The sequence below is a fragment of the Brevibacillus panacihumi genome (genome assembly GCF_003710985.1).
In the GTDB taxonomy this organism is placed as follows: Bacteria; Bacillota; Bacilli; order Brevibacillales; family Brevibacillaceae; genus Brevibacillus; species Brevibacillus panacihumi.
The window spans coordinates 507149-531448 of sequence record NZ_RHHT01000002.1; the positions used below are offsets into that span (position 1 = coordinate 507149).

Genomic DNA, 24300 nt, shown 5'->3' on the forward strand with positions numbered 1-24300 from the left:
CCATAATCTACGGACACGGGGGATGGCATGTGCTATAATTATAGGCGGTTTATGATACCAATCACACCACTTCGTCTAAAGGGGCGTCATAGATGGAAAACTTGAAGCAAAGCATTCTGGAGCTGATCACGGATACCTCCACGAACTTGCCGCCTGACGTGCGTCGTGCCGTCAATGCAGCAAAATTAAATGAAGATTTGGGCACTCGTGCAGCACTTTCTCTGGCCACGATCGCACAGAACATCGTGATGGCAGAAGAAAATGTATCGCCAATCTGCCAGGATACAGGCATGCCGACTTTTGAAGTGAAAACGCCAGTCGGAGTCAACCAGCTCATCATTAAAAAAGCGATCAAAGAAGCTATTGCAGAAGCAACCAAAACAGGGAAGCTGCGTTCCAACTCTGTCGATTCCTTGACTGGGCACAACACAGGAGACAACCTGGGACCTGGTACCCCGGTCATTCACTTCGAGCAATGGGAAGAGGATGAGATCGAGATCAAGCTGATCCTCAAAGGCGGCGGCTGTGAAAACAAGAACATCCAGTATTCGCTGCCCTGTGAGCTGGAAGGCTTGGGGAAAGTGGGACGCAATCTGGACGGCATCCGCAAGTGCATCCTGCACGCCGTCTATCAGGCGCAAGGACAAGGCTGCAGCGCGGGCTTTATCGGAGTCGGAATCGGCGGCGACCGCACCTCTGGCTATGCGTTGGCCAAGCATCAGCTGTTCCGCCGCGTTGATGACGTGAACCCGAATCCAGACCTGGCCAAACTGGAAGACTACATCATGGAAACCGCGAACCAACTGGGTATCGGAACGATGGGCTTCGGCGGAAACGCGACCTTGCTCGGTTGCAAAATCGGCGTAGAAAACCGTCTGCCAGCCAGCTTCTTCGTTTCCGTGGCTTACAACTGCTGGGCGTTCCGCCGTCAAGGTGTACGCCTCAACGCAGAGACAGGCGAAATCCTCCGCTACCTGTACAAAGATGAAGAAGTAGCGATGGATCTGACTCCAGCGGCAGCGGCAAGCGAAGCTGCACAGCCTGAGCGTCGCGAGGTTGTCCTGCAAGCACCGATTTCCGAGGAGCAGATTCGCAGCCTGAGAGTGGGCGATGTGGTCATCATCAACGGAGAGATGCACACAGGACGCGACGCTTTGCACAGCTATCTGATGGAAAACGATTGTCCAGTAGATCTGAATGGCGGCATCATTTATCACTGCGGTCCCGTCATGCTCAAGGACGAAGCAGGAGAATGGCATGTCAAGGCAGCAGGTCCTACCACCTCCATCCGTGAGGAACCTTACCAAGGCGAGATCATCAAGAAGTTCGGCATTCGCGCTGTCATTGGAAAAGGCGGAATGGGAGCCAAAACCTTGAAAGCACTGCAAGAACATGGCGCTGTTTACCTCAACGCTATCGGAGGGGCAGCTCAGTATTATGCTGAGTGCCTGGAGAAAGTGGAAGGTGTAGATTTCCTGGAATTCGGTATTCCGGAAGCAATGTGGCATTTGCGCGTAAAAGGCTTTGCCGCGATCGTCACTATGGATGCGCACGGCAACAGCTTGCATGCTGATGTGGAAAAATCCTCGCTCGAAAAATTGGCAGAATTTGCTGCACCGGTATTCAAATAAGAATCACAAAAACACTCTGGCACTAATTGTCGTGCCAGAGTGTTTTTTTAGCCTTGACAAGGTACCGCCCGCAACGGCTGCAATCATAGGCATTTGACTATTTGAGAAAAAATGGGTATTGGTTTATCTCCGGATCGGGCGGGTGGGCATAGGTTAGTAGCGAAAGATAAACCTGGAGGAGGGGCTATTCGTGAACTATGTCGTCCGTGCCGGCGATACGCTGAACAGTATCGCTGCTCGTTTCGGTGTTCCTGTACAAGAGTTGATCCGCGTCAACAATATCGCATATCCGTATTATATCTATGTAGGACAGAATATCTACATCCCTGTTACTTCACCTGAATCTCCCACTAGTGATGTCGAGCGTCGATTGAGAAGAGTGGAAAATCGTGTGGATGCCCTGCGCTCCGATTTTACCAGAGTGGACGACCGGGTAGATGATTTGACCAGGCGTGTGGATCGTCTGGAAGCAAGGGTTACACGTCTGGAGCGCGGCATGCCCGGTCCTGCGCCAACACCTCGTCCTCGTCCGACCACCACACCGTCACCGCGTCCGACCACGACGCCCCGCACGTAGAAGTTTTCTTCTATAGCCAAAATACCTGAAGACATCATGTCTTTGGGTGTTTTTATTTTTCATACTATTCTATCTAGTTTTCACTTGATCTCTATTCGGGGTAAGGCTACGATGGAGGAAATAGAGGATCAGGGGGGAACGTTATGAAGTGGAAGGTGGCGATGCTCCAGATGGACATCGCTTTTGGTCAGCCTGAGCAAAACGTAGAAAGCGTAAGACGCCTCGCCGATGTGTTGGCGCGAGGGGAAAGTGTAGATGCTGTCATTTTGCCGGAATTATGGGACACCGGGTATGATCTCGAGAAGTTGGGAGAGATCGCTGATTCACAAGGAAAGCGGGCCCATAGCGTGCTGAAGGAAGTGGCACAAAAGCTCAACTGTCACTTCATTGGCGGTTCGATCGCTGAAAAACGAGCGGGACAAGTCTACAATACGACTTATACATATGATCGGCATGGGCAACTGGCCGGAACCTACTCCAAAGTTCACCTGTTCCGCTTGATGAAGGAAGATCAATACATGTCAGCCGGGGATCAGCCGGGGATCCTTCACCTCGACGATCAATGCGTTGCTTCTTTGATCTGCTACGACATCCGCTTCCCCGAATGGATTCGGCTGCACGCCCTGAGAGGCGCAAAAGTTCTATTCGTATCGGCTCAGTGGCCGCATCCCAGACTGGACCATTGGAGGCAGCTTCTGATCGCTCGGGCGATCGAAAACCAGATGTACGTCGTCGCCTGCAACCGCGTAGGGGAAGGGGGCGGCAACATGTTCTGCGGCCATTCCCTGGTTGTCAATCCCTGGGGGGAAATCGTAGCGGAAGGCATGCAGCAGGAGGAAATCGTCAGGGCTGAGCTGGACTTGTCCCTGGTAGATGAGGTGCGGAGCCGCATCCCAGTCTATGATGACCGGCGTCCCCGCTTATATACCTTCTAACGATTTGGAAAAGAAAAAATGGGCGCATGGCACTGCACTCCCCCATTTCCACTTCCGCTCTATCCGCATAAGGTAGCAGTAGAAGATGGAGGAGGAGGTGCGGACTTGTTCGGGCTGAATGGAAAAAATGTGCGGCATCATTTTTTAGGTGTTTATGGAAAAGTCGTGCAAATACGCGAGCTTGTGGAGGTGCTAGATCAGGTATTTGATTCTTTTCAAAAGGTAAACACTATCAGTCGCACCATGCTTGGACCGCGTAAGCCAAGCGCCAAAAAATTGGACCGTATGCGTTGATCATGCATAAAAGCACCCCGTGTTTGAAAAAACAGCGGGGTGCTTTCTGTTGATCTCCCAGATCCCTACAGACGATCCTTTTGACTCGCGGCTTCGAGCGCCATGCGAACCATTTCCTTGACCATTTTTCCGCCGAGCTGTCCTCCGACACGCCCTGCATCATGAGCGCTTAGCTGGCCATTGTAGCCCTGCTGCAAAGGAACGCTCAACTCTTCGGCCACCTCGAATTTCGCCTGGTCGGGGTCGCTCACATTTGCGACTCGTGCTTTCAAGGCATCCAATCCTGCACGAGCATGGGGAACAAGCGGTCTTCTGCGTCTGCTCATCGTGCCTCACCTCTGGGCATAGTCTGCCCGACTTAGAGGATTGCCTTGCGCTTGGTAAAGTCCGTTCCCTGGTAGTAAGTATTGGCGACAAGAAGATTGGGGCCGGCACAGGCGACACTTGGGCAATAGCAATTAATCGTCTGGTTCAGCGGATGGTTCTGCCAGCGGTCGAACATCGACTGCAATGGCTCATGCTGGATGTTGCCAAGCGGCTCTACGTCACCGAAATCAGTTACGATCACGTCGCCTGTGAAGACATTCACATTTAAGCGATTGCGACCATCCGGATCATTGCGAACCGTCACATTTTTGCTGTGACGCAAGCGATGAACCAGTTCTCTGTCTGCTTCCAAAGGGCTGCAAGCGAAAAAGGGGAGCGTCCCGAACAGCATCCACAGCTCCTCGTTGCGAATATCAAGCAAGCGATGAATACTGTCGCGAAGTTCATCCAGGGAGAGGACGGAAAGATCCCGGGCAAAGTCGCTTGCGTACATCGGATGGATCTCATGGCGTTTGCTTCCCATTTCCTGAATCTGGCGGTGCAGAATATCCAGCTTCGGTGCAGTCCGGTGGTTCAACATGGTTTCTGCGGATACAAAAACTCCCGCTTCAGCCAGCTTTTGCGCATTTTCCATGATCTGAACAAACAGGTTTTCTGCCTGTTTGCTTGAAACCTCCCGAGGTGCTTTTGCGTAAACAATAGAATGGAACTCCTCAGGAGTCGTCCAGTTCCAGGAGATATGCATGACATCTATGTAAGGGAGAATCAGCTCGTAACGGGAAAAGGGCATCGTCAAATTGGAGTTGATCTGTGTACGCAAGCCTCGCTCGGTCGCGTATTTCAAGAGCGGCAGAATCTCTTCCTTGACGGTCCGTTCGCTGTACATCGGCTCGCCGCCTGTTATACTGAGAGTACGCAGATCTTTGGCCTCATCCAGACGACGCAGGATCAAGTCAATGGGCAAAAAAGGATCATCCTTGTATCGAAGCGTTTCTCCGACTGCGCAATGCTCGCAGCGAAGATTACATAGATTGGTGACGGTAAATTCGACGCTCGTCAAGCGATAAGCGGGCGGAGTTGCTGCTTGCAACGGCTCCCACGGATCTTGAGCGGGTGTCAGAGGAGTATTTGGAACCATGCGAATCACTGGGTGGACCTCCTTCAATTACGTAAACATACTTTCTTATTATAGCGACTTGGGGACGGGAGGAGAATAGCTCATCATGATTATGGGAATATCATTTGGCCGCGGAGTGCTTTTTCATGATCGCAACGTTCTCGCTTGTGCCGAAGTAAAAGACGGCGTGATCCACCTGTGGGCGGAAAAAATGACATTGCGAACGATCGGCAAGCTCTGGTACCGGATCTTTTTCTCTTTCCCCTGGTATTACCAGGTTTTCCATCTGTTCCTTGCCTGTTATGCGATGGCGGCTTTTCTCAAGCCTTCCTGGGCAATTGTAAATCCAGCATGGATTGCCATCTACCTGGCAGGATTTCACTTCGTATTTCCTCGCAGATTAAAAAAATTCCATGGAGCTGAGCATAAAGTGTTCAGCTATCAGGGAAGGAAGTCTATGGAGGCGCTTGGCGAGATTGCCCGGGCCAATATCATCAACGACGGCTGCTCCACGAATTTGGTCATCTGGTTTTTTACCGGATTTTTGCTGGCCGTATCTTTTCTCCCGCTGGAATGGAGCGTTGTAAGCGGGGGAGCGCTGATGCTGGCCGGAATGTTCGGGGATCGCTACCTGCGCAAGCCGTTCCGTTTCATATACCAGCTTTCCGCCTTTTCCCAAAAGCATTTTACCACCAAAGAACCGGATCGACTGCACCTTGAAACCGCGATTCGCTCTTATCTCTTGTATGAACATATTCGCGATACAACTGCAAAAGAAGCAGCATGATCAGCAAGGAAAACGAAGAAGCCGTCTGCATATCCTGAGCAGAACGGCTTTTCTTTCGCGGTCCGGCGAAGCGTTATTTGCGGACGAGCGGATTTTCTTCCAATTTGCGGTATGTTTTTCCCTTGTCCACATAGGATTGGCGGATGCGTCGCAATTCTTTGAAGTCCTCTTCGGTCAGCTCGCGTTTTACCTTGGCAGGCGATCCGACGACGAGCGTGCGCGACGGAACCTTCATACCTGGTGGGACGAGCGCGCCTGCGGCGACCATGGCATCTTCGCCGATTTCGGCTCTGTCGAGGACGATTGCTCCCATCCCGATCAAGGCCCCGCGGCGCACGATGCAGCTGTGCAGGACAGCGTTGTGGCCGACGGTGACTTCATCCTCGAGGATCAGGGGGTTGTTCGGGCTTTGGTGCAGGGTGCTGTTGTCCTGCACACTGACGCGGCGGCCGATTACGGTCGGGGCAATATCGCCGCGGATGACGCAATTGTACCAGATCGAGGAATCCTCGCCGATCTCGACGTCACCTGAGACGACAACGCCTTTGGCGAGAAAAACAGATGAATGGATACGAGGTTCGATGTTTTCAAATGGTAGCAGTAGCATGGTAGCCTCCTGTCAGTTGATGTGCGGACAATCTGTTTGCAGCGGCAAGCTATGGCTGATGGAAAAGCGGTTGGTCGCCGCGTCGCAGTCAATCAAGATGCCCGCAAGCTGATCTTCTTCTGTATGTTTATAAAACAGGCGAATGCCGCTCACATCCAGCTCGCGATCGCTCTCGTCCTTTTCGGTAATGGCGATGCTGTAGGTGTAGCTGCCGCATCCCGTCGTGGTCATGATGAGCCTGATCCCGAGCTCGTCTGCATCGGGCTCTTCGGCGATCATCCATGAGAGGCGAGCCGCAGCATAAGGTGTAATGATCATTTCATATCCCTCCTCATTGCCCGATACCTATTGTACTACAGTGAAGTGAGGGGAACAATTTGGCAGTGCAGCCAAGAGTCGCTTGTTGACCTGCGAACAGGTGTGTGGTAGAGTAAGAATACAAATTCGAGATGTGCAGGAAATGCGGGTAGTCGCTGCCGCAACCGGTTTTCCGGTTGGCGGTAGAGGAAAGTCCAGGCTCGCCCAGGCTGAGATGCTTGGAGTGTTCGTACCTGGTGCAAACCAGGGCAGTGAGGCTCGCGCTTCGCTGACGGCGTGGAAAGGGCTCTCTCTGAGGCCCAAGTACGCTGAAAGTGCCACAGAAACGTAGCTTTCCTGGCGACAGGAAAGATGGAACGCGGTAAACCCTGCGAGCGAGAAACCCAAATTTGGTAGGGGAACCGTCCCAAAGGAATCAAACGGAGGGACGGATGGTGTCTGAGGCACCATAGATAGATGACTACCGCTCTTAGTGCGAGGGACTTGTCCCGCTTGCAGCACGGGAGAGACAGAACCTGGCTTACAGCATTTCCTGCTGGATATGAACGCAAAACCGTCTGATGATCAGGCGGTTTTTTTACGTTTGTACATCATATTTTCCACCTCCAAAACTCCTCAGAAATATTTTCCAAAAGAAAACCGCAACCTTTCGAGAAAGAACGACGTCAAATAGAGCGCTTAACCAAATTTAGTCTTAGCGTTCTTTATCCATCGATTATTCGGAGGGGTTAATTGTGAAAACATGGAAAGCACTATCTGCGAAAACCTGTAAGACCGGGATGGCCGTTGCTGTCCTGATGGGGATGCTGGCACTGCCCAACATGGGATTGGCTGCTACGTCTCTGCCATTGTCCGACATCGCTCAAAACGCCAACAAGGATTCGATTCTCAAGCTGAATTACGCCGGAGTCCTGAAAGGCTATACGGACGGAACATTCCGGCCGAAAAAGGAAGTAACCCGTGCCGAGTTTGCGAAAATTGCTGTACTGGCAATGGGATATACCGACGAGCAAGCACGGCTGCTCCAAGGTTCGACAGTTTTCAAAGATTTGCCTGCGGATCACTGGGCAACAGGATACATCAATCTCGCAGTCTCCCAAGGGATCATCAAAGGATACCCGGACGGGACTTTCAAACCAAACAACAACGTGAAAATTGCAGAAGCACTGACAGTATTTGTACAAGGGCTCAAAATCAACGTGAGTACGCCTACGGTTGGCGAATGGTATTATCCGTACCTTCTGGAAGCCAATAAGACCGGAATCTACGAGTCGGCCGAAACTCCGACTGCTGCCGCCCAGCGTGACACCGTAGCGAAGTATACCAGCCGTTTCATGGAGACGCCGGTGTATGCCAATGGCGCCTACTACGACCGCAACGGCAATGCGGATGGCACCAATCAAAAGCTGCCAGTGGTAAAAGGGATCGTCTCCGCGTACAACAAAACGACCAAAAAGCTGAAGATTACGGGTCAGAAGGATGAAATCACCATTGACGACAAAGCCCAGGTGTACGGCAATATCGTAGTGGGAGCGCAGGTTGAATACCTGCTGAAAAAAGGGAACATTGATTTTCTCATCGTTTCGACTGCAGATTCTCAAATCGTCGAAGGAGTAGTCAAAACAGGACTCAACGCAAGCACGAAGGTCGGGGATGAGAAACAGTTCAAGGCGATTGTGAATGGCAAAGAGGTTGTCCTGGAGGTCGTCAACGGAGTAAACGTGACGCGCTCCCAGATTGGACAAAAATTCGTAGCTGTATTGGGAGATGACGGAAGAGTCGAGTCCATTACATTCTCCAAAAATACGACGTCCGGCCTGATCGAGAAAATCTCGGCGGTCAGCGGGACCAATGCCAAAAAAGAGCTGAAGGTGGGCTCCGAGACATACGTACTTGCCAGCGGCGCGACCGTGAAAGGAAAAGCGCATCCTCAAGCCAAAGAGGTAGCCGGTTCTTTTACGGATATGGAAAAAGGTGACCTGGTAGAACTGACGCTCGATGTGGATGGCAAAGTAAGTACTGTCGTCTACACCAAGTTGAGCGCAACAGAGACAATCAAAGTCGACACGGATGAAAATCTCATCCTGATCGGAAATGCAGAGTACGAAGTAACCAGAGACACAGAGCTGATCGTGGACGATGAGGAAGTAGACGAACTCGACGAATTGCAGGACGGCAAAATCGCCATTCTGACCTTTGACGAGGATGGCCAATTGAAGAAAGTCGAGCAGGGCACAAAAGTGGCGGGCAATAAAGTGATTGGAAGCACAACCGCTTATCAGGCTGGTCCGCCTGTGAAGTTGGCGACGATCAAGGTCGACAAGAAAACGTACAACCTGCTCGCTACAGCCAAGCTGACCATCGATGGCAAACGTGTTTCCGCCACTGCGATCAAGGCGAATCAGCTCGATGACTACCGTATCGTCTCCTGGAAATACAATGTGGGAACCAACGATATTGTGGAGCTGGAAGTAGAGAGCCAGACAGTCAAAGGCTATGTGACGAAAAAATCCGGAAATAAAATCACGGTAGACGGCAAAGTGTACGAATTGCTCTCTGGAGTCAGCATTGACAACAACGCTGCAACCAACGACAAGGAATACACACTGACGCTCGACAGCGACGGCAAGGTTAAAGCGATTTCCGGCGCGCTGAAAACGGTCAGCGGTCTCGTAGAAGAAGTGGAGATTCGAAAGGACAACGGAGAGATCACATCCGCCAAAATCGTCCTGGACGGCAAAAAATACGATGTTAGCGAAGAGGATGCGGTCGAAGATCTGGAGCAGTTCTTCTATGCGACATTGACGCTGAATCGCGACCAGGAAGTAACGGCAGCAACCGCGCAAGGGAAAAAAGCGGAAGAAAAAGTGAAATTCATCGGCATCGAGTCCCGCGTCAATGGTGACAAGTACGTCTTTTTCGAGGATGTCTCCACCAGCCTGAAGCTGGCTGAAGATGCGAAGGTAAAATATTACGACGGCTCTGACATGGACGAAGACGATCTGAAAAAAACAGATAAAATCGATCTGTGGACCAAAGCAGATGGGCAAGTCTACGCCATCGTAGTATTGAAACGATAACGAATAGAAGGTAAAGAAGATGGCCGTTTCCCCTACATTAAGGGAAGCGGTCGTTTTTTATCTGGAGAAACATACCTGAATCGCGTAAGGTAAGGTAATAAGAAGCTTTACGTCATCTTATATACTTGTGAGCGGAGGAAAAAATGCTGAGAAGACTGTTGTCCGCCCTTCTTTCATCCATCATTTTCTGCGTCATTTTGGCTTATCTTCAACACACACCGGTTGCTGAGCGCCAGCCGAGCACGTCTTACATGTCTTTTTCTTCCCTTGTGTTCATCTATCTCATTTATGCAACACCAGTTTATCTGCTCGGGGGCATACCTTGCTCGATTTTGATTGACACCATCACGAAGCGGATCTTCCGCCGTTCTTCGATTATCTTTTACCTCGTCAACATCATCTGCTATGCGTTAGCTGGCATGCTTTTGATCTTACTTTTATTCAGCTTGACCAAGATTAAGGAGTGGATATGGCTAGGGGCAGCTCCCGCTCTTCTTTACTATGTCGTGTATCTCCTGGTGAGACTCTTGATTCGCAAGCCACAATCCATCAATTACCCCTGGGAGGAAGGCGGCAAAAAAATGGGGTAGCAAAAGGGCGTACTAGCATGAGCCTTTCTCCATAGGGTTTAAGGAGGAGGTGAAAACAGTGGATCAGTTGCGCCAGTTCAAGCAGTTTATCGACCAGGCTGAACAAGTATGGACACAGATTGCCGCGTCACCAAGGGGGAAGCCTGTCTATACCGTGAATGGCGTCGATTATACGCCGCTCCCTGAACGTTATGGAAGCAAACGGAAAATATCTCGAATTTTTCGGCGGTACTGGGGGATCAAGCTGACGGAGAGGATGATTCGCAATCTGCGACTTCGCCTGGTTAAAGGAAAGCTGTGTGTGCCCTATCGGGTCTATCCTCCGCTTCCGATGAAGGTTGAATCCTTGAAATGGAGGAAGAACGGTCCGAACCAGAAGGTCATTTCGGCGGTCTTGAGCGGAGGAAGCAAGAACGTCCGTGTCGATTACCGGTTCATCCGTTCCGGGAACACCGTCTCTTTTACCATCATGAAACGCTCCAATTGTGAATACGATCTGCGCTACCGTGCAGAGGGTGCATCAACTGCACACACGCGAAACCAGCGGAAGAGAAATCAGCGGAAGAAAAATCAAAAGGGCAGAAACAATCTCCTCAAACCCCCGTAAAGTCCGGGGAGAGGAGTTTTTCTGTCCTTTTTTTGTCCAAGCTTAATGCTGGATGGTGACGCGGTACTCCCGAAGCCAATAATCCAACTGAGCGAGAAACGCGAACAATTGCGGCGTGCTCATCAATTGACCGAAAAAGGGGATGCCGGAGGCTTTGGCGTCCATGGCTGCGATTTGCCGAATGGCAGGTACGTCGATGAGGGGAAGCAGGGGAGAGGTCGAATCATCCAGAATCTGCAGCAGCCACGAGCGAACTGCTTCCGTGTACGCAGGGTTATGAGTTTTGGGATAGGGGCTTTTCTTTCGGTACAGAACCTCGTCCGGCAGGCAGCCCTCCATTGCTTTTCTCAGGATGCCCTTTTCGCGGTTGCCGTACATTTTCAGCTCCCAGGGAATATTCCAGACGTATTCTACAATCCGATGATCGCAAAACGGGACGCGCGCTTCCAGACTGGCAGCCATGCTCATCCGATCTTTGCGGTCCAACAGCGTGTTCATAAACCAAGCAAGATTGAGGTAGAACATCTCCCTGCGGCGGGCCTCTAATGGATTTTCACCCGGCAAGGCAGGGACCTCAGCCAATGTCTCCTCGTAACGCCTCGCTGCATATTCCTGTGGCTTCACCCAATCCCGCAGCTCGGGCGAGAGCCAGGCAGCGCGTTCCTGCGTCGCGCGCGCCCAAGGAAAAGTGTTCGCGAAAAGCATTTCTTCGCGATGGAACCAAGGGTAGCCGCCAAACACCTCGTCGGCACACTCCCCGGAGAGAACAACGGTTGTCTCCTTTTTAATCTCTCGACAAAAGAGATACAAGGAGCCATCGATATCCGCCATGCCAGGCAGATCCCGGGCAAGAGTGGCCGTGCGCAGGGAATCGATCAGATCCTCGGTATCAAAGGTGATCGTGCGGTGCTGCGTCCCCAAAAATTCGGATACCTTCTGAATGTAGGGGGCGTCTTCGTCGGGCTGAAAGGTGTTGGATTCAAAATGTTGCGCGTTATCTATATAATCGATCGAATAGGTAAAAAGCGTCCCCCGTTGCTGCTGTTTGAAGCTGGAAGCGGCGACAGCCGTGATGACACTGGAGTCGAGACCGCCGGACAGCAAGGTTGACACGGGTACATCGGCCACCAATTGACGCTGTATAGCATCCGTTACCAGCTCTCTTACCGTCTGTACCGTCCGTTCGAGGTCATCGGAATGGGGGCGGCTTTCCAATTGCCAATAGCGAAGGTGACGGAGCCGATCCCGTGTCACGGTCAGCATATAGCCGGGCCGCACCTCGTGGACGTTATGAAATACGCCGTGTCCTGGCGTCCGCGAAGGGCTTAGAGCGAAAACCTCCGCGAGACCTTCCCGGGAGAGGACCGGTTTCACCTCTGGATGGGCGAGCAATGCCTTCAGCTCAGAAGCAAACAGGAACGAATTGCCTCTTTGGGCGTAAAATAGCGGTTTGACTCCCATGCGATCACGTGCCAGAAACAATCGCTGGGCGCTCTCATCCCAGATCGCAAAGGCAAAAATGCCATTAAGCCGCTTCAGACAATCCGTGCCCCATTCCAGATAGGCATGCAGCAGGACTTCCGTATCCGAATGAGAGCGAAAGGAATGTCCAGAAGCGAGCAGCTCCTGTCTCAGATCCTCTGTATTGTACAATTCCCCGTTGTAGACCATCGTACATGCCTGCTCCCGATGGAGGGAAGTCATCGGCTGTTGTCCTCCTGCGGGATCGACGACGATGAGACGTCGATGCCCAAGCCCAACATGCGTATGGAACCAATAGCCTTCCGCGTCAGGCCCCCGTGAAGTGAGCCTCGTCGTCATTCTCTGCAAAACAGGCTGCTCCTGGGAAAGGTCTTTTTCCCAATCCAACCATCCGGTAATTCCACACATCGTCATCATCCTTTCCCTGCAGCGATTGCAAACTCAGCCTATGCAGAATGCCCAGGCGATTTGTCTGTCCAGAAGGGAAAATGAAAAAAAGAGGGAAATAGTAGAAAGTCGGTTTGGAAATGGGAGGTTCAAGTGGACAATTTAACCATTATGCTCATTGAACGAATGGGGATTTTGCTTACTTTTGCCTTTCTCCTCACGCGAATCCCGTTGTTTCGCCAGGTGCTGGATCGGGAAATCCACATGGGCACCTCGATTCTCTACTCACTGATGTTTGGGTTGTTTGGAGTGGCAGGGACTTATGCGGGTATCGTCGTCAATGAAGAATCATATATGCCGGCATTCTGGATCTTTTCGCTTGCCGAGCGGGAGATGATCGCCAACTCTACGCTGGTCGGAGTGGTCATCGGGGGGCTTCTGGGCGGTCCACTGGTCGGTTTGGGAGCCGGACTGATCGCAGGGGCACATGTATACGGACTCGGGGGATTCGCAGCGTTGCCCATCGGCTTGTCCATCCCGATTACCGGCCTTCTCGCCGGCTATGTCGCGCGATTTTTTTCACAGGAGCGGGTTATTTCACCGTCGAAGGCCTTGTTCATCGGCATGTTCGCACCTGTGATCCAGATGTCTTTTATGCTCATACTGGCCGGACCTCCTGATTTGGTCAAAACGGTCGTCAATGTGGTTGGAATTCCGATGGTTCTGACGAACAGCATCTCGATTGCCGTCTTTACTACGATGATCCAGATCGCGCTAAAGGAAGAGGATCGCAAAGCGGCATTGGAGGCGGAACGGGCTTTTACCATAGCAGAACGCATACTGCCTCATCTGAAAATGGGGTTGACGCCGCAGACGGCTCATGCAGCAGCCTTGCTCCTCCAGCATGAAGTGAATGCTGCCGCGGTGGCCGTTACGAACAGGGAACAAATTTTGGCCCATGTAGGAGCAGGCGGCGACCACCATTTGGCGGGAGAAGCGATACGAGGGGAATTGAATCGCCGGGTCCTTTACACGGGTATTATTCAAAAAGGATTGAATCGGGAAGTGCTTTCCTGTACAAAAAGCAACTGTCCGCTGCAAGCGGCGATCCTCGTCCCGATCCGGGAAGGCGGCAGTGTAGTGGGACTGATCAAGCTGTATTTTCGCAGACCGCAGCAGATCGGGAAGGTGCAGGAGGCCCTGGCGAAAGGACTGAGCAATTTATTGTCCAATCAGTTGACGCTGGCATTGACAGAAAAGATGAAAAGCCTGATGAAAGACGCGGAGCTGCGCATGCTGCAGGCTCAAATCCATCCTCACTTTCTCTTCAACACGCTGAATTCGATCGTTACGCTGATCCGCATCGATCCACAGCTGGCCAGACATATGACGATCCAGCTTGGCACTTTTATGCGCCTCAATCTCAAGCTGACCTCAAGTCCTTTGATCTCGGTCAGGCAAGAACTGGACCATTTATACGCGTATCTGGAAATTATCAAAATCCGTTTTTCTGAACAGTTCGCAGTTCGCTGCCGAGTCGACGAAGGAGTAGAAGATGCCCTGATCCCGCCAGGCACCTTGCAGCCTTTGATTGAAAATTGCATCCATCATGGATTGCGCGACATGCCGATCGGGGGAGAGATTTTGCTGCACGTAAAAAGGCAGCCGCGACAGGTTATCATCAGCATCGAAGATAATGGTGCGGGCATCCCCGCCGAGAAGCTGGCGATTCTGGGGAAAGTACCGACAGACAGCGAGGACGGCAACGGAATCGGCGTCCACAATGTCAATCAAAGGCTCGTCAGCCTGAGAGGTCCTGATGCCGAATTGCTCTATTACAATAAAGCGGAGGGGGGATGTGTCGTCACTTTCAGCCTACCATTGTCTGGAGAGGAGAGTGCTTGATGCCGATTCGAGTCATGATTGCGGAAGATGAGCGACTCGCACGGGAAGAACTTTATTACTTGCTGCAGCAGGAAGCAGATGTCGAACTGCTGCCTTTTGCGACGAACGGTAGAGAATTGCTGGAGATGGTCGAGGAGTACAAGCCGGACGTGGTGTTCCTCGACATCAAGATGCCGGAAGTGGAAGGGGGACAAGCAGCGCGGATGCTGGCTGCTCGAAAAGAACAGCCCCTGATCGTCTTTTCAACAGCGTATGAGGAGTACGCAGTAGATGCCTTCAAGCTGCATGCCGTTGATTACTTGTTGAAGCCGACCGAACCGACCCGATTGCGGGATACCATGCAGCGAGTGCGGGAGCGGCTGGAAAAAAACAAGACCGAGCAGGTCGCACCGCTCAAACTCGGTGCCAAGCTGCTGGTCGAGGAAAATAACCGACTTGTGGTCATTGATCCGGCGACGATTGTTTACGCCGTCAGAGATGAGCGGAATGTTCGGATCCATACCCAGAAGCAGGTTTACACAGCGCGGATGACGCTGCTGCAATTGGAGGAAAAGCTGCAAATGTACGATTTCTATCGCACACACAAGAGCTACCTGGTGAATCTGCAGTACGTGTCAGAATTGGAGCCGTGGTTTAATGGCGCCTACAACCTCATCTTGAAAAACGAAGAACAACTCCGTATTCCGGTTTCCCGCTCGGCAGTCAAAGACCTCCTGAAAAAACTGGAAGGATAGTTCGACAATCCCATCTGATCAGATGGGATTTTTTGCATGTTACGCAGGCAAGTCGACATGTTGCGCAAAAAATCATCCGAATTTTGCGAAATCTTCTATAATAACGTAAGCGCTTTCAATTCTGATTTATCTTGAAGGAGGTTTGTGTATGTCTCAAATGGATCTTGTCAGCCAGAATTTGCACAAGAAGAACAGTGCCGGACAAGACATCTCGTTGACGACACAGTTTGTAACAGAGGAGGAGCTGGAAAAGGTAAATGCTTCCTTCCATGCGCAGCGCAGACTCAGCTTTTCATTCGGAATTTATTTTTTTCTCATCACCTTGCTTATCCCGTTTTTGAGCGGAACCTCTGAATGGTGGTACGGAACACCTCTCATTTTTGGTCTCACGCTGAACTTCTGGACAACGCTTCTGCTGTTCCACATCTTTTACTGGGTACTGGCATTTATCTTTGTCAAAAGGGCCAATCGCCTGGAGGATCAACTCAATAAGATGTAAGTTCTGATACGTTTGAAGGAGGAATGTGTATGCTCAATATGTGGGCGATCCTGATGGTGATTCTGCTAGTCGTCGTGACGATTGGCATTTCGGTGTACACTCGCAACTTTAACTCCAATACCGCCAACTTTTACCTGGCGGGACGCAAGATCGGCTTTATGACCAACTCGACAGCCATCTGTGGGGACTATTTTTCAGCGGCTTCCTTTCTCGGGGTTGCTGGTGCCGTATACGCATCCGGCGTGGATGGAATGTGGTACGCCATAGGATTTGGGGCGGCTTTTGTTCCTGTGGTGCTTTTTCTGGCCAGCCCGCTGCGCAAATTCGGTGAGTATACGATACCAGACTTTTTGTTCGCCCGTTTTGGAAAAAGCCATAAAGCCCGCGTCATCGGCGTGGTCATGGTCCAGTTGATTTGTATTTTCTACCTGGCACCGCAGATGGTGGGCGCTGGAACGACTTGGGATGTGCTGGTGGGTGTCGGCTTCCTTGGCATGACTCCTTATCAGACTGGTGTTGTGGCCACTGTCGTCGTCATGATGTTCTATGTTGCGCTTGGAGGCATGAAGGGAACCACTCTCAACCAGATGATTCAGTTCTGGGTGTTGTTCACCGCGATGTTCCTTGTATTTGCACTCGTACTGATCAATGGAGTAGGAAATTACGCTTCACAAAACCAGCCATTGACCAACGCAAGCACTGTTACGGTAGCAAAGTTGATGGAAGGAGAAGAAGGGAAACGGGTATACGACAAGGCGAAAGCGACGATGTCGCCTGAAGCATTTGCCACTGAAGTAGATGCCGTCGTCCAAAAGGGTGACCCGAACGCCACTGTTCACGTTGTTGTGCCGCAGGCGAACAAACTGCATCCGGATCGGACCATGGTGATGCAAGAACCGGGTCATCGCTATGATTGGCTGAACCAATTCTCGATGGTGCTGGCACTTGTCCTGGGAACCATGGGACTGCCCCATATCATGAATCGTTACTATACGAACCCGTCTGGAAAAGTAGCGCGTCTGACGACCCTGTGGGTGCTTGCTTTCGTCGCATTCTTCTATATCATGAGCTCGGTGGTTGGACTGGGGGGAAGACGTTTTCTTCCGGAATTGGCGGGTGCTGATCCTACCACGGCAGCTTTGACCGTAGATGGCGTCCTGCTCAAATCCGACCAAATCCTTCCCGTCTTAGGGAAACTGCTCTTTGGCGAGTTTGGCCTTGGTTACGTAGCAGCAGGTGCGTTCGCAGCCATGTTCTCGACGGTAGGCGGTCTGCTGATTGCTTCGGCTGCTTCCTGGGGACATGACATCTATGAGAACTACGTCAATCCGAATGCTCCTGAGTGGAAAAAAGTAATGGTTGGGAAAATTGCTGTTGTAGCCATGTCGTTGTTCTCCTTGCTGGTGGGACTTGGCATTCCGGCCATTGGTCTGGACACGGCATATCCATCCTTGATTGCGATGATGGTTACCTGGGCATTTGCCGTCTCGGGGGGCGCATTCGTTCCGATGCTGCTCAGTTCCATCTGGTGGAAAAAAACAACCCGAAAAGGGGCCATCGCCGGCATGATCGTCGGCGGAGGCGGCTCCATCTTCTTTATCCTGATGAACATCTTGAAAGAGACAGGGGTATTTGCAGCAGGCAGCTTCGGAGCCACACTTGGCTCGCTGGCGTTTCCATCGATCTTTATCGTTCCGCTCAGCTTCCTGACGATCTATCTGGTCAGTATCACGGATAAGAATCAAATGCCAGTCTATGTCAACAATATATGGGCGCGTATCCACGGCTCCGATGAATTGTCCGAGCGGATTCGCAAGCAGATGAAGGAAGCGGACCAACGCTCTGCATAAGTTCGTGTGAAATTCAAATCAGGATGTCTTTGCGAGCCTGAAGTCTCGGCTCACAAAGACATCTTTTTTGATATCCACACAGTAGTTTCTTCTTGAGACTCTCTCCTTACGTGGGGAGAGGCAGTTTAAGCTGGTCGAGGAAAAAGGGAGCGTCCTCGATGAAGACCTAACAAGAAGGAACTGGGTGTAACAGAAAACACATCCATGATATGCTAAGTTTATAAAATTCAGACAAGGCAGGTGTCTCCATGAGCCAAAGCCCGTCCAACATGATCGACCACTCTGCTCTCCTTCGTCAGCTCATTCAAAAAAAGAAGCGCTTTCTCATTCCAATGTGTCTGTTTTTTCTGTTTTTTTACTTTTCACTTCCGGTTTTGATTATTATCAAGCCGGAATGGATGAACCAAGCAGTGTACGGCAGCATCTCGCTTGCCTGGATCTATGCGGCAGCACAATGCCTGATGACCTTGCTGCTCTCCTCGATTTACATGCTGCGGGCCCGTCATTTTGACCAGATGGCGGCACAGATCACCAGCTCCGTGGAAAGTGAGGAGATTACGTGAATCTATCCTCCGTTATTTTTTTTCTGGCGGTGATCATTGGCACCTTGGCGATCACGTATTCGGCCGCGAAACGGACAGGCAATACGAGAGAGTTCTATGCAGCGGGCAATCGGCTGACAGGACTGCAGAACGGGATTGCTATCGCCGGTGACTACATGAGCGCCGCCTCCTTCCTCGGAATTGCCGGCACCATCGCGATATATGGGTTTGACGGATTTATCTACGCGATCGGATTTCTGGTCTCCTATCTGATCATGCTGCTGTTGATTGCAGAGCCATTGCACAATTTAGGACGCTATACGCTCGCAGATGCAATCGCGGTGAGATTTGAAAGCAGGCTGCTGAGAGGAATGATCGCCTGCAGCACCTTGATGATCTGCATCATGTACATGTTGGCGCAACTCGTCGGCGCAGGGGCTTTGATCCACCATCTTTTGCACATCGAATATGAATGGGCCGTAATGGTCGTAGGGGTGTTGATGACCATCTACGTCGGCTTCGGGGGGATGGTGGCGACCTCTTGGGTTCAGATCATCAAGGCGATCATGCTGCTGACGGGTACGTTTCTCCTCAGTCTGATCGTGCTGTCCCGCTTTGACTGGAATCTTGTGACGATGTTCGACTATGTCAAAACAGCGACGCCACTGCAGGAAAAGTTCCTGCAGCCCGGCAATCAAATGAACGATCCCAAGGAGGTCATTTCGCTGCATCTGGCGTTAATCATGGGCACCTCCTGTCTGCCGCACATCGTATCACGACTGTTTACGGTAAAAGACGCCATCTCGACACGCCACTCCATCTACACCGCAACGTGGATCATTGGCGCCTTTTATCTGATGACGATCTTCCTGGGCTTCGGCGCCAGCGCGTTTGTCGGCTACGTGGTGCTGCGCGATGTCGGATTTGGAGGCAATCTCACCGTAACGCTTCTGGCAGATGTGTTGGGAGGGGAATTTTTGACCGCCTATATTTCTGCTGTAGCCTTTGCGACCATATTGGCTGTCGTGACCGGACTGGTCCTTTCCGCTTCATCTGCTTTTGCCCATGACGTATACAGCCATCTGATCCGCAAAGGAATGGCCTCTGAGCGTGAGCAGGTTTTGGTCGCAAAATGCTCCTCTGTCGTGGTGGGACTTGTCTCCACAACACTTGCGATCGGGGCAGAAAAGATGAATGTTGCGATCCTGGTAGGGCTGACCTTTGCGGTAGCTGCCTCGGCGAATTTGCCAATGATCCTGTCTACCTTGTATTGGCGCAGATTTACGGTACAGGGAGCGATTGTCGGCATGGCAAGCGGTTTATTTGCTTCCATACTGTTGGTCGGATTGGGTCCCATGGTCATGAATACAGAGCATGGGTTGATCCTGCGCGAACCGTTTTTTTTGCTGACGAATCCGGGTTTGATCTCGATTCCCCTGGGCTTTTTGGGGGCGATCGTCGGCACGTATTGCAGCCGTCCCGAGCCGGGGGCGGATGCGCGCTATGATCAGGTGCTTTTCCAGGCTCATACGGGAATCCGGATGACAAAAGCGAGGGAACAGAGGAAAAAGGGTGCATAAGGAAGGCAGATGGGTCCCACTCTAACGAAAGAAGGAGGGGGTACATATGGATGGGAAAAAAATCTCGGATTCTTTGCCATTATCTCAGCAGGATGTATATGAACAAACGCGTGATGTGCTGAATGATTTGCTCGCCGAACTGTGCGAGGCCATGGATGAAGAGGATGTAGAGGCTTATCGCCGCAAAGGGTATGAAATGATTGGTCTCTACTACCAAAAGCCGGTCAATACGGGAGAACTGATGCTGACGTTGGCGGCTGCACTGGAGGACATTCTTCACCAGCTGGAGATGACGCAACAAGGCGAGGAAGTATCCATGGTGCGTGGCGACTACAGTGTTATGAAGAAAGACGAGGAGGAATAGAATCGACCCTGTTGCCAAGGGTCTTTGTTTTTGAAAAAGGTTTGCGAAAAGAAGTTTCGATAGCAGGAAGATAGGGAATGAACAGGGGGAGGATGAATCAGGAGGAAGACCCCATGAAATATATCTCTGTAGAACAAGTTGAACCGGGGGATATACTGGCCCGCAGCATTTATACGAGTGAAGGCTTGACCTTGCTTCACGCCGGCGTTCAGTTGACGGTAGGAATGATCAATAAATTGCGTCGTTTTGGGGTGACAATGCTCAGTATTAAAGACCCCTTGCTAGATGATGTCGATATGGAAGAGGTTGTAACGGAAACCACGCGAAAAGACGCCATTCGCAACCTGTCTGCCGCGATCCAATGCGTGCAGTCCGGGAAGTACATGGATGTGCGCGGAATTCAAAAGTCGGTGGGAAATATCGTAGAGGAAGTTCTGCGGAATCGCCGGGTGCTGTTGAACCTCGGAGAAATACGGACAACGGACAATTCCCTGTACATTCACTCGCTCAATGTATGCATGATGGCGACCGTGATGGGCGTAGGCTTGGGGTATACCGCCAATCAATTGAAAGAACTGGCGATCGGCGCTCTGCTTCACGATATTGGAAAGATAAGCACCTCTCCGGAAAAAAAAGAAGACACATACGATGAGGAAGATCTGGAGAAGCATTTTACCTGGCTGGGGTTCAACATCTTGCGGAAGAAGCACGAGATGAGCATCGTATCGGCGCATATTCCCTTGCAGCATCAGGAATGGGTGGATGGGAGCGGGATTCCGAGGGGCTTGGCGGGCGACGAGATCCACGAGTTCGGCAAAATCGTGGCGATCTGCAATTACTATGATGATCTGATTTCTCCTTTTTCCGAAGAGCGGGAGACCCTCGCTCCTTATGAGGCTTGCGAACGCATCATGGGCTTGGCGGACAAGCGCTTCGATTTGAAAATGGTGATTCACTTCTTGCGTTCGATCGCTCTGTATCCGACGGGAAGCTCTCTGAAACTGAGCACGGGTGAAATCGGCGTCGTGATCGACCAGAACCGGGGCCTTCCTTCCCGTCCGGTGGTCCGCGTGATTCGCCGCGAGCAACACGCAAGCGAGGTCATGGCGGAACAGCATGATATTCGTGACATGGATCTGAGTGCGGAGCCCACCATCTTTATTACAGGTGTCATGGAGTAAGGGTTATTTGGATGAAAGATCAGGGGAGTTCCCTATAGTAGAAGGATTCCAACTTTTCTACAATAGGGGCAGATAACCAAATGATACCTGCTTGAGAGGGAGTGTTTGAATGTCTCGAATTTTGGTGCCGGTCGATGATACGGAACAATCGCTGCAAGCTCTCCGGTTTGCCCTGGCGTATGCGAAGGACAAGCATGAGCTGACATTGCTGCACGTCATACCTTTCTATCCGTCCAAAAACGTCATTAACCACGTTGGCCAAAAACGGTTGAAAGAATTCCAATTGGAAGAAGCGCATGAAAAATTGGCGCAGGTAAAAGAATTCGCTGATCAATCTGGCATCCCCTATACGCTGGAAATTCGTTTTGGCGATGTACCGCAAATCATCAAGGAATTTTCCCAAATCAATTTTGAAGCCATGGTTATGGGAACGCACGGATACGGGCGCTTGATGGGCTATTTGATGCAAAGTGTCAGCTACCCGACGATCCATGATGCGAACATTCCCGTTTTCCTCATTTCGGATGAGACGAATGTCGAACATTTTCCATGGAGCAAGGTGCTGATTGCTGTAGATGGCTCCGAGCAAGCAAAAGAAGCGCTTAAGAAAGCCACCGCGCTGAGTCAGTCCCTGGATGTCACCTATTCGCTGGTTACGGCAGTTCCGCCTCCGGTTTCCTATGCAGGGGCGTATGGACCAGGCTGGCAAGATGTGGCGACGCTGGAGGAGTGGGGCAAATCAACCTTGCTGCCCTATGAAGAAATGCTCCAGGAAAAAGGCGTATCATATCAAAGTCAGGTTCTGATCGGCGATCCCGCGACGATGATCAAGCAAACCGCAAAAGAACAAGGTGCAGATCTCATCGTCCTGGGCCATCATGGAATGGGGGGCGTAGCCGGAACCATGATGGGAAGTGTCACCTTCAAGCTGATCCATCGCGCAAAAACTCCCTTGTTGATCGTAAAAAAATAGCGGAAGCGAGATAAAAAGCTGCTTGTATGTTTCATACAAATGCGGCTTTTTTCTTTTTTAAGCAAGCCTTGTGTAAGGTTCAAGAGAAATAGGCATCATATACATATGGGGGGTATATTTTGCGAGCCTTTACCCAATAGCCACAAGGAAGCTGGAGGTAACTAAGATGAAAATGGCAGAACGAATGGTCGCAGCACTTTTTATCCTCGGTCTACTGGCCGGATGCGACAGGTCGGATGGTCAAGAAGCGCTATCGACCACAGAAGCTCATCACGACAGCCACGTTGGACATAAAAGCGATGAACATGGAGATGCCAAACGGATGAAAGCGGCATTTTCGTTCAGATCAGGAGCAGCAAAGGCGAAGGAAGAAGCGGAATTGGCAGTGCGTATTACCGATCCCGCGGGAGGGCCTGTGAAGGATTTTGAGCTGAATCACGAGAAGCTGCTGCATCTGATTGTCGTAAGTGAGGATCTGTCTTACTTCTCCCATCTCCACCCATCGTATCAAGGAAACGGGATTTTCCGTCTTCCCCTCACATTCCCTGCTGGCGGCAAATACAAGGTGTTTGCGGATTTCAAGCCCGTCGGAGGCAACAATACGACAGTAGGGCAGTGGCTGACTGTTGAAGGAACGCCCATGAAAGCCGAATCGATACAGGTGGATCTCGGACGGGCAAAAGAAGTGGGAGGTAAGGAAATTGCGCTCACACCGCTCGCATTGAAAGCCAACGAGGAGATAACGCTGACGTTCTCGTTTCGCGATGCCCGTACGAAAGAACAGATCACGGACCTGGAGCCTTATCTGGGAGCCACGGGTCATGTGGTGATCTTGTCCCGGGATGCAGGCCATTATCTGCATGTTCACCCGCTGGATGAGGCTTCAACCGGACCGGAAGCGAGGTTTGTGACCTCTTTTCCTCAGCCGGGCATCTACAAGATTTGGGGTCAGTTTCAGCACCGCGGGAAGGTAATTACCGTTCCATTCGTGGTGCAGGTGGAATAACATTCCCCGTCCGATCCCAAAATAGAAAAAAGTGTGGAGGCTTACGCTATGTTGGTGGGGTGTCATGTCAGCATTCGCGCCGGTTACTTGGGGGCTGCCAAAAACGCGTTTGGGCAAGGTGCCAGGTCGTTTCAATATTTTCCCAAAAACCCGCGCTCTCTTGCGGTGAAAGCATTTGATGCCCAGGATGCGAGGGCTTGCAAGCAGTTTTGTCAGGAACACTCCCTGCTCTCCATCGCACATACCCCGTATCCGACCCAGCTTTCGGTCGACGACAAAACGATGTATCGCGTAACCGTGGATTCCTTGCTTAATGACCTCGAAATTGCGGAAGCATGCGGATCCATTGGGATCGTCGTGCATTTCGGACAGTACAAAGGAACCAGGTCAGATCCTCTTTACGGCTATTTGCAAATGATCGGGATGCTCAACGAAGTACTGAGCCAATGGCAGGGCAGCGCTCTGCTATTGCTTGAGAACAACGCCGGACAGGGCAACCGGATGGGAACGACGCTGGAGGAGTTGACGCAGGTCAGGGATCTCCTCGACCAACCGCAAAAAGTGGGATTTTGCCTTGATACCTGCCATGCTTTCGCCAGCGGACTTTGGCAAGGGGAAAATTGGGGGGAAGTGGCAGCCCATGCACGTGCTTTGGGCTATCTGCAGCATGTCAAGGCAGTCCATCTCAACGACTCCGTGTATCCGCACCAATCGTACCGGGATAGGCATGCCAACATCGGCACGGGATTCATCCCGGAGCAAGGCTTTGCGGATCTGTTTCAGACGCCCGAATTCCAGGAAGTACCATTTATCTTGGAAACACCCCATCACCCGGGAAAGAACCATGAACAGGAACTGGCGGAGGTGAAGCAGCGTTGGCAGTCTAGTCAAACGAGCAGCTTAAGGGAGTAACTGGTCGCCGGATCA

24 protein-coding genes and 1 other RNA gene are annotated in these 24300 nt (G+C 51.4%); 20 read left to right on the forward strand and 5 right to left on the reverse strand.

All coding sequences use genetic code 11. The annotated features are described in order from the left end of the window. The first annotated feature begins 92 nt into the window (after positions 1 to 92). The 4 genes from EDM58_RS02520 (at position 93) to EDM58_RS02535 (ending at position 3437) form a co-directional block, all read left to right on the forward strand. Complete coding sequence (locus EDM58_RS02520; protein WP_122911917.1) at positions 93 to 1631, forward strand: fumarate hydratase; 1539 nt, start codon at positions 93 to 95, stop codon at positions 1629 to 1631. A gap of 190 nt (positions 1632 to 1821) precedes the next feature. After that, the gene (locus EDM58_RS02525; protein WP_122911918.1) at positions 1822 to 2208 is read left to right on the forward strand and encodes a LysM peptidoglycan-binding domain-containing protein; all 387 of its coding nucleotides are present in this window, start codon (positions 1822 to 1824) and stop codon (positions 2206 to 2208) included. A 143-nt stretch (positions 2209 to 2351) separates the two neighbouring features. Next, positions 2352 to 3143, forward strand: a complete 792-nt coding sequence (locus tag EDM58_RS02530; protein ID WP_122911919.1) for a carbon-nitrogen family hydrolase — start codon at positions 2352 to 2354, stop codon at positions 3141 to 3143. A gap of 105 nt (positions 3144 to 3248) precedes the next feature. Then, on the forward strand, positions 3249 to 3437 hold the full coding sequence (locus EDM58_RS02535; RefSeq protein ID WP_122911920.1) for a hypothetical protein: 189 nt from the start codon (positions 3249 to 3251) through the stop codon (positions 3435 to 3437). A gap of 65 nt (positions 3438 to 3502) precedes the next feature. On the opposite strand, the gene EDM58_RS02540 is transcribed toward EDM58_RS02535, so the two are convergent. Both EDM58_RS02540 and yfkAB read right to left on the reverse strand, forming a co-directional pair. Next, a complete protein-coding gene (locus tag EDM58_RS02540; RefSeq protein ID WP_122911921.1) occupies positions 3503 to 3763 on the reverse strand; it encodes an alpha/beta-type small acid-soluble spore protein in 261 nt (86 codons plus the stop codon). Positions 3764 to 3795: 32 nt separating this feature from the next. After that, entirely contained in the window at positions 3796 to 4911 is a 1116-nt protein-coding gene (yfkAB, locus tag EDM58_RS02545) for a radical SAM/CxCxxxxC motif protein YfkAB (RefSeq protein WP_122911922.1), read from the reverse strand. Between the two features lie 76 nt (positions 4912 to 4987). Between yfkAB and EDM58_RS02550 the strand changes: the two genes are divergently transcribed. Then, the gene (locus tag EDM58_RS02550) at positions 4988 to 5668 is read left to right on the forward strand and encodes a DUF1385 domain-containing protein (RefSeq protein WP_122911923.1); all 681 of its coding nucleotides are present in this window, start codon (positions 4988 to 4990) and stop codon (positions 5666 to 5668) included. Between the two features lie 73 nt (positions 5669 to 5741). Here EDM58_RS02550 and EDM58_RS02555 read toward each other — a convergent pair whose 3' ends face one another. Further along, positions 5742 to 6275: a gamma carbonic anhydrase gene (locus EDM58_RS02555; protein WP_122911924.1), complete on the reverse strand. Its 534-nt coding sequence runs from the start codon at positions 6273 to 6275 to the stop codon at positions 5742 to 5744. Positions 6276 to 6287: 12 nt separating this feature from the next. Next, positions 6288 to 6593 (reverse strand): iron-sulfur cluster biosynthesis family protein, encoded by a 306-nt coding sequence (locus EDM58_RS02560; protein ID WP_122911925.1) that lies wholly within the window; start codon positions 6591 to 6593, stop codon positions 6288 to 6290. Positions 6594 to 6733: 140 nt separating this feature from the next. Here EDM58_RS02560 and rnpB point away from each other — a divergent pair. The 4 genes from rnpB (at position 6734) to EDM58_RS02580 (ending at position 10870) form a co-directional block, all read left to right on the forward strand. Continuing rightward, an RNA gene (gene rnpB, locus EDM58_RS02565) (RNase P RNA component class B) lies at positions 6734 to 7121 on the forward strand. A 206-nt stretch (positions 7122 to 7327) separates the two neighbouring features. Next, positions 7328 to 9673, forward strand: a complete 2346-nt coding sequence (locus EDM58_RS02570; protein ID WP_246000492.1) for an S-layer homology domain-containing protein — start codon at positions 7328 to 7330, stop codon at positions 9671 to 9673. Positions 9674 to 9816: 143 nt separating this feature from the next. Beyond that, the gene (locus EDM58_RS02575) at positions 9817 to 10263 is read left to right on the forward strand and encodes a hypothetical protein (protein ID WP_122911926.1); all 447 of its coding nucleotides are present in this window, start codon (positions 9817 to 9819) and stop codon (positions 10261 to 10263) included. Between the two features lie 58 nt (positions 10264 to 10321). Next, positions 10322 to 10870: a hypothetical protein gene (locus tag EDM58_RS02580; protein ID WP_122911927.1), complete on the forward strand. Its 549-nt coding sequence runs from the start codon at positions 10322 to 10324 to the stop codon at positions 10868 to 10870. Positions 10871 to 10912: 42 nt separating this feature from the next. On the opposite strand, the gene asnB is transcribed toward EDM58_RS02580, so the two are convergent. Further along, positions 10913 to 12760: an asparagine synthase (glutamine-hydrolyzing) gene (gene asnB, locus EDM58_RS02585; RefSeq protein ID WP_122911928.1), complete on the reverse strand. Its 1848-nt coding sequence runs from the start codon at positions 12758 to 12760 to the stop codon at positions 10913 to 10915. Positions 12761 to 12892: 132 nt separating this feature from the next. On the opposite strand from asnB, the gene EDM58_RS02590 reads away from it, so the two are divergent. The 11 genes from EDM58_RS02590 (at position 12893) to EDM58_RS02640 (ending at position 24285) form a co-directional block, all read left to right on the forward strand. Beyond that, complete coding sequence (locus EDM58_RS02590; protein WP_023554682.1) at positions 12893 to 14644, forward strand: LytS/YhcK type 5TM receptor domain-containing protein; 1752 nt, start codon at positions 12893 to 12895, stop codon at positions 14642 to 14644. Then, positions 14644 to 15378 (forward strand): LytR/AlgR family response regulator transcription factor, encoded by a 735-nt coding sequence (locus EDM58_RS02595; RefSeq protein ID WP_023554681.1) that lies wholly within the window; start codon positions 14644 to 14646, stop codon positions 15376 to 15378. Before EDM58_RS02590 ends, EDM58_RS02595 begins: the two co-directional genes overlap by 1 nt. Positions 15379 to 15526: 148 nt before the next feature. After that, positions 15527 to 15877, forward strand: coding sequence for a DUF485 domain-containing protein (locus EDM58_RS02600; RefSeq protein ID WP_023554680.1), 351 nt, complete (start codon positions 15527 to 15529; stop codon positions 15875 to 15877). A gap of 29 nt (positions 15878 to 15906) precedes the next feature. Next, a complete protein-coding gene (locus EDM58_RS02605; protein WP_183187383.1) occupies positions 15907 to 17727 on the forward strand; it encodes a solute symporter family protein in 1821 nt (606 codons plus the stop codon). Between the two features lie 248 nt (positions 17728 to 17975). After that, positions 17976 to 18290, forward strand: a complete 315-nt coding sequence (locus tag EDM58_RS02610) for a DUF485 domain-containing protein (protein WP_122911930.1) — start codon at positions 17976 to 17978, stop codon at positions 18288 to 18290. Next, complete coding sequence (locus EDM58_RS02615; RefSeq protein WP_023554677.1) at positions 18287 to 19849, forward strand: solute symporter family protein; 1563 nt, start codon at positions 18287 to 18289, stop codon at positions 19847 to 19849. Before EDM58_RS02610 ends, EDM58_RS02615 begins: the two co-directional genes overlap by 4 nt. A 46-nt stretch (positions 19850 to 19895) precedes the next feature. Then, positions 19896 to 20213, forward strand: coding sequence for a hypothetical protein (locus EDM58_RS02620; protein ID WP_122911931.1), 318 nt, complete (start codon positions 19896 to 19898; stop codon positions 20211 to 20213). 113 nt (positions 20214 to 20326) lie between these two features. Continuing rightward, a complete protein-coding gene (locus EDM58_RS02625) occupies positions 20327 to 21394 on the forward strand; it encodes an HD-GYP domain-containing protein (RefSeq protein WP_122911932.1) in 1068 nt (355 codons plus the stop codon). 109 nt (positions 21395 to 21503) lie between these two features. Further along, the gene (locus EDM58_RS02630) at positions 21504 to 22367 is read left to right on the forward strand and encodes a universal stress protein (RefSeq protein WP_122911933.1); all 864 of its coding nucleotides are present in this window, start codon (positions 21504 to 21506) and stop codon (positions 22365 to 22367) included. A 166-nt stretch (positions 22368 to 22533) separates the two neighbouring features. Next, positions 22534 to 23373: a hypothetical protein gene (locus tag EDM58_RS02635; protein ID WP_246000494.1), complete on the forward strand. Its 840-nt coding sequence runs from the start codon at positions 22534 to 22536 to the stop codon at positions 23371 to 23373. 48 nt (positions 23374 to 23421) lie between these two features. Further along, a complete protein-coding gene (locus EDM58_RS02640) occupies positions 23422 to 24285 on the forward strand; it encodes a deoxyribonuclease IV (protein WP_122911934.1) in 864 nt (287 codons plus the stop codon). The last annotated feature ends 15 nt before the right edge of the window (positions 24286 to 24300 follow it).

Coding starts and splice junctions, on each gene's coding strand:
- EDM58_RS02520 (WP_122911917.1), top strand. CDS start 93: ATGGAAAACTTGAAGCAAAGCATTCTGGAGCTGATCACGGATACCTCC.
- EDM58_RS02530 (WP_122911919.1), top strand. CDS start 2,352: ATGAAGTGGAAGGTGGCGATGCTCCAGATGGACATCGCTTTTGGTCAG.
- EDM58_RS02540 (WP_122911921.1), bottom strand. CDS start 3,763: ATGAGCAGACGCAGAAGACCGCTTGTTCCCCATGCTCGTGCAGGATTG.
- EDM58_RS02550 (WP_122911923.1), top strand. CDS start 4,988: ATGATTATGGGAATATCATTTGGCCGCGGAGTGCTTTTTCATGATCGC.
- EDM58_RS02555 (WP_122911924.1), bottom strand. CDS start 6,275: ATGCTACTGCTACCATTTGAAAACATCGAACCTCGTATCCATTCATCT.
- EDM58_RS02560 (WP_122911925.1), bottom strand. CDS start 6,593: ATGATCATTACACCTTATGCTGCGGCTCGCCTCTCATGGATGATCGCC.
- EDM58_RS02575 (WP_122911926.1), top strand. CDS start 9,817: ATGCTGAGAAGACTGTTGTCCGCCCTTCTTTCATCCATCATTTTCTGC.
- asnB (WP_122911928.1), bottom strand. CDS start 12,760: ATGTGTGGAATTACCGGATGGTTGGATTGGGAAAAAGACCTTTCCCAG.
- EDM58_RS02595 (WP_023554681.1), top strand. CDS start 14,644: ATGCCGATTCGAGTCATGATTGCGGAAGATGAGCGACTCGCACGGGAA.
- EDM58_RS02600 (WP_023554680.1), top strand. CDS start 15,527: ATGTCTCAAATGGATCTTGTCAGCCAGAATTTGCACAAGAAGAACAGT.
- EDM58_RS02605 (WP_183187383.1), top strand. CDS start 15,907: ATGCTCAATATGTGGGCGATCCTGATGGTGATTCTGCTAGTCGTCGTG.
- EDM58_RS02610 (WP_122911930.1), top strand. CDS start 17,976: ATGAGCCAAAGCCCGTCCAACATGATCGACCACTCTGCTCTCCTTCGT.
- EDM58_RS02620 (WP_122911931.1), top strand. CDS start 19,896: ATGGATGGGAAAAAAATCTCGGATTCTTTGCCATTATCTCAGCAGGAT.
- EDM58_RS02625 (WP_122911932.1), top strand. CDS start 20,327: ATGAAATATATCTCTGTAGAACAAGTTGAACCGGGGGATATACTGGCC.
- EDM58_RS02630 (WP_122911933.1), top strand. CDS start 21,504: ATGTCTCGAATTTTGGTGCCGGTCGATGATACGGAACAATCGCTGCAA.
- EDM58_RS02635 (WP_246000494.1), top strand. CDS start 22,534: ATGAAAATGGCAGAACGAATGGTCGCAGCACTTTTTATCCTCGGTCTA.
- EDM58_RS02640 (WP_122911934.1), top strand. CDS start 23,422: ATGTTGGTGGGGTGTCATGTCAGCATTCGCGCCGGTTACTTGGGGGCT.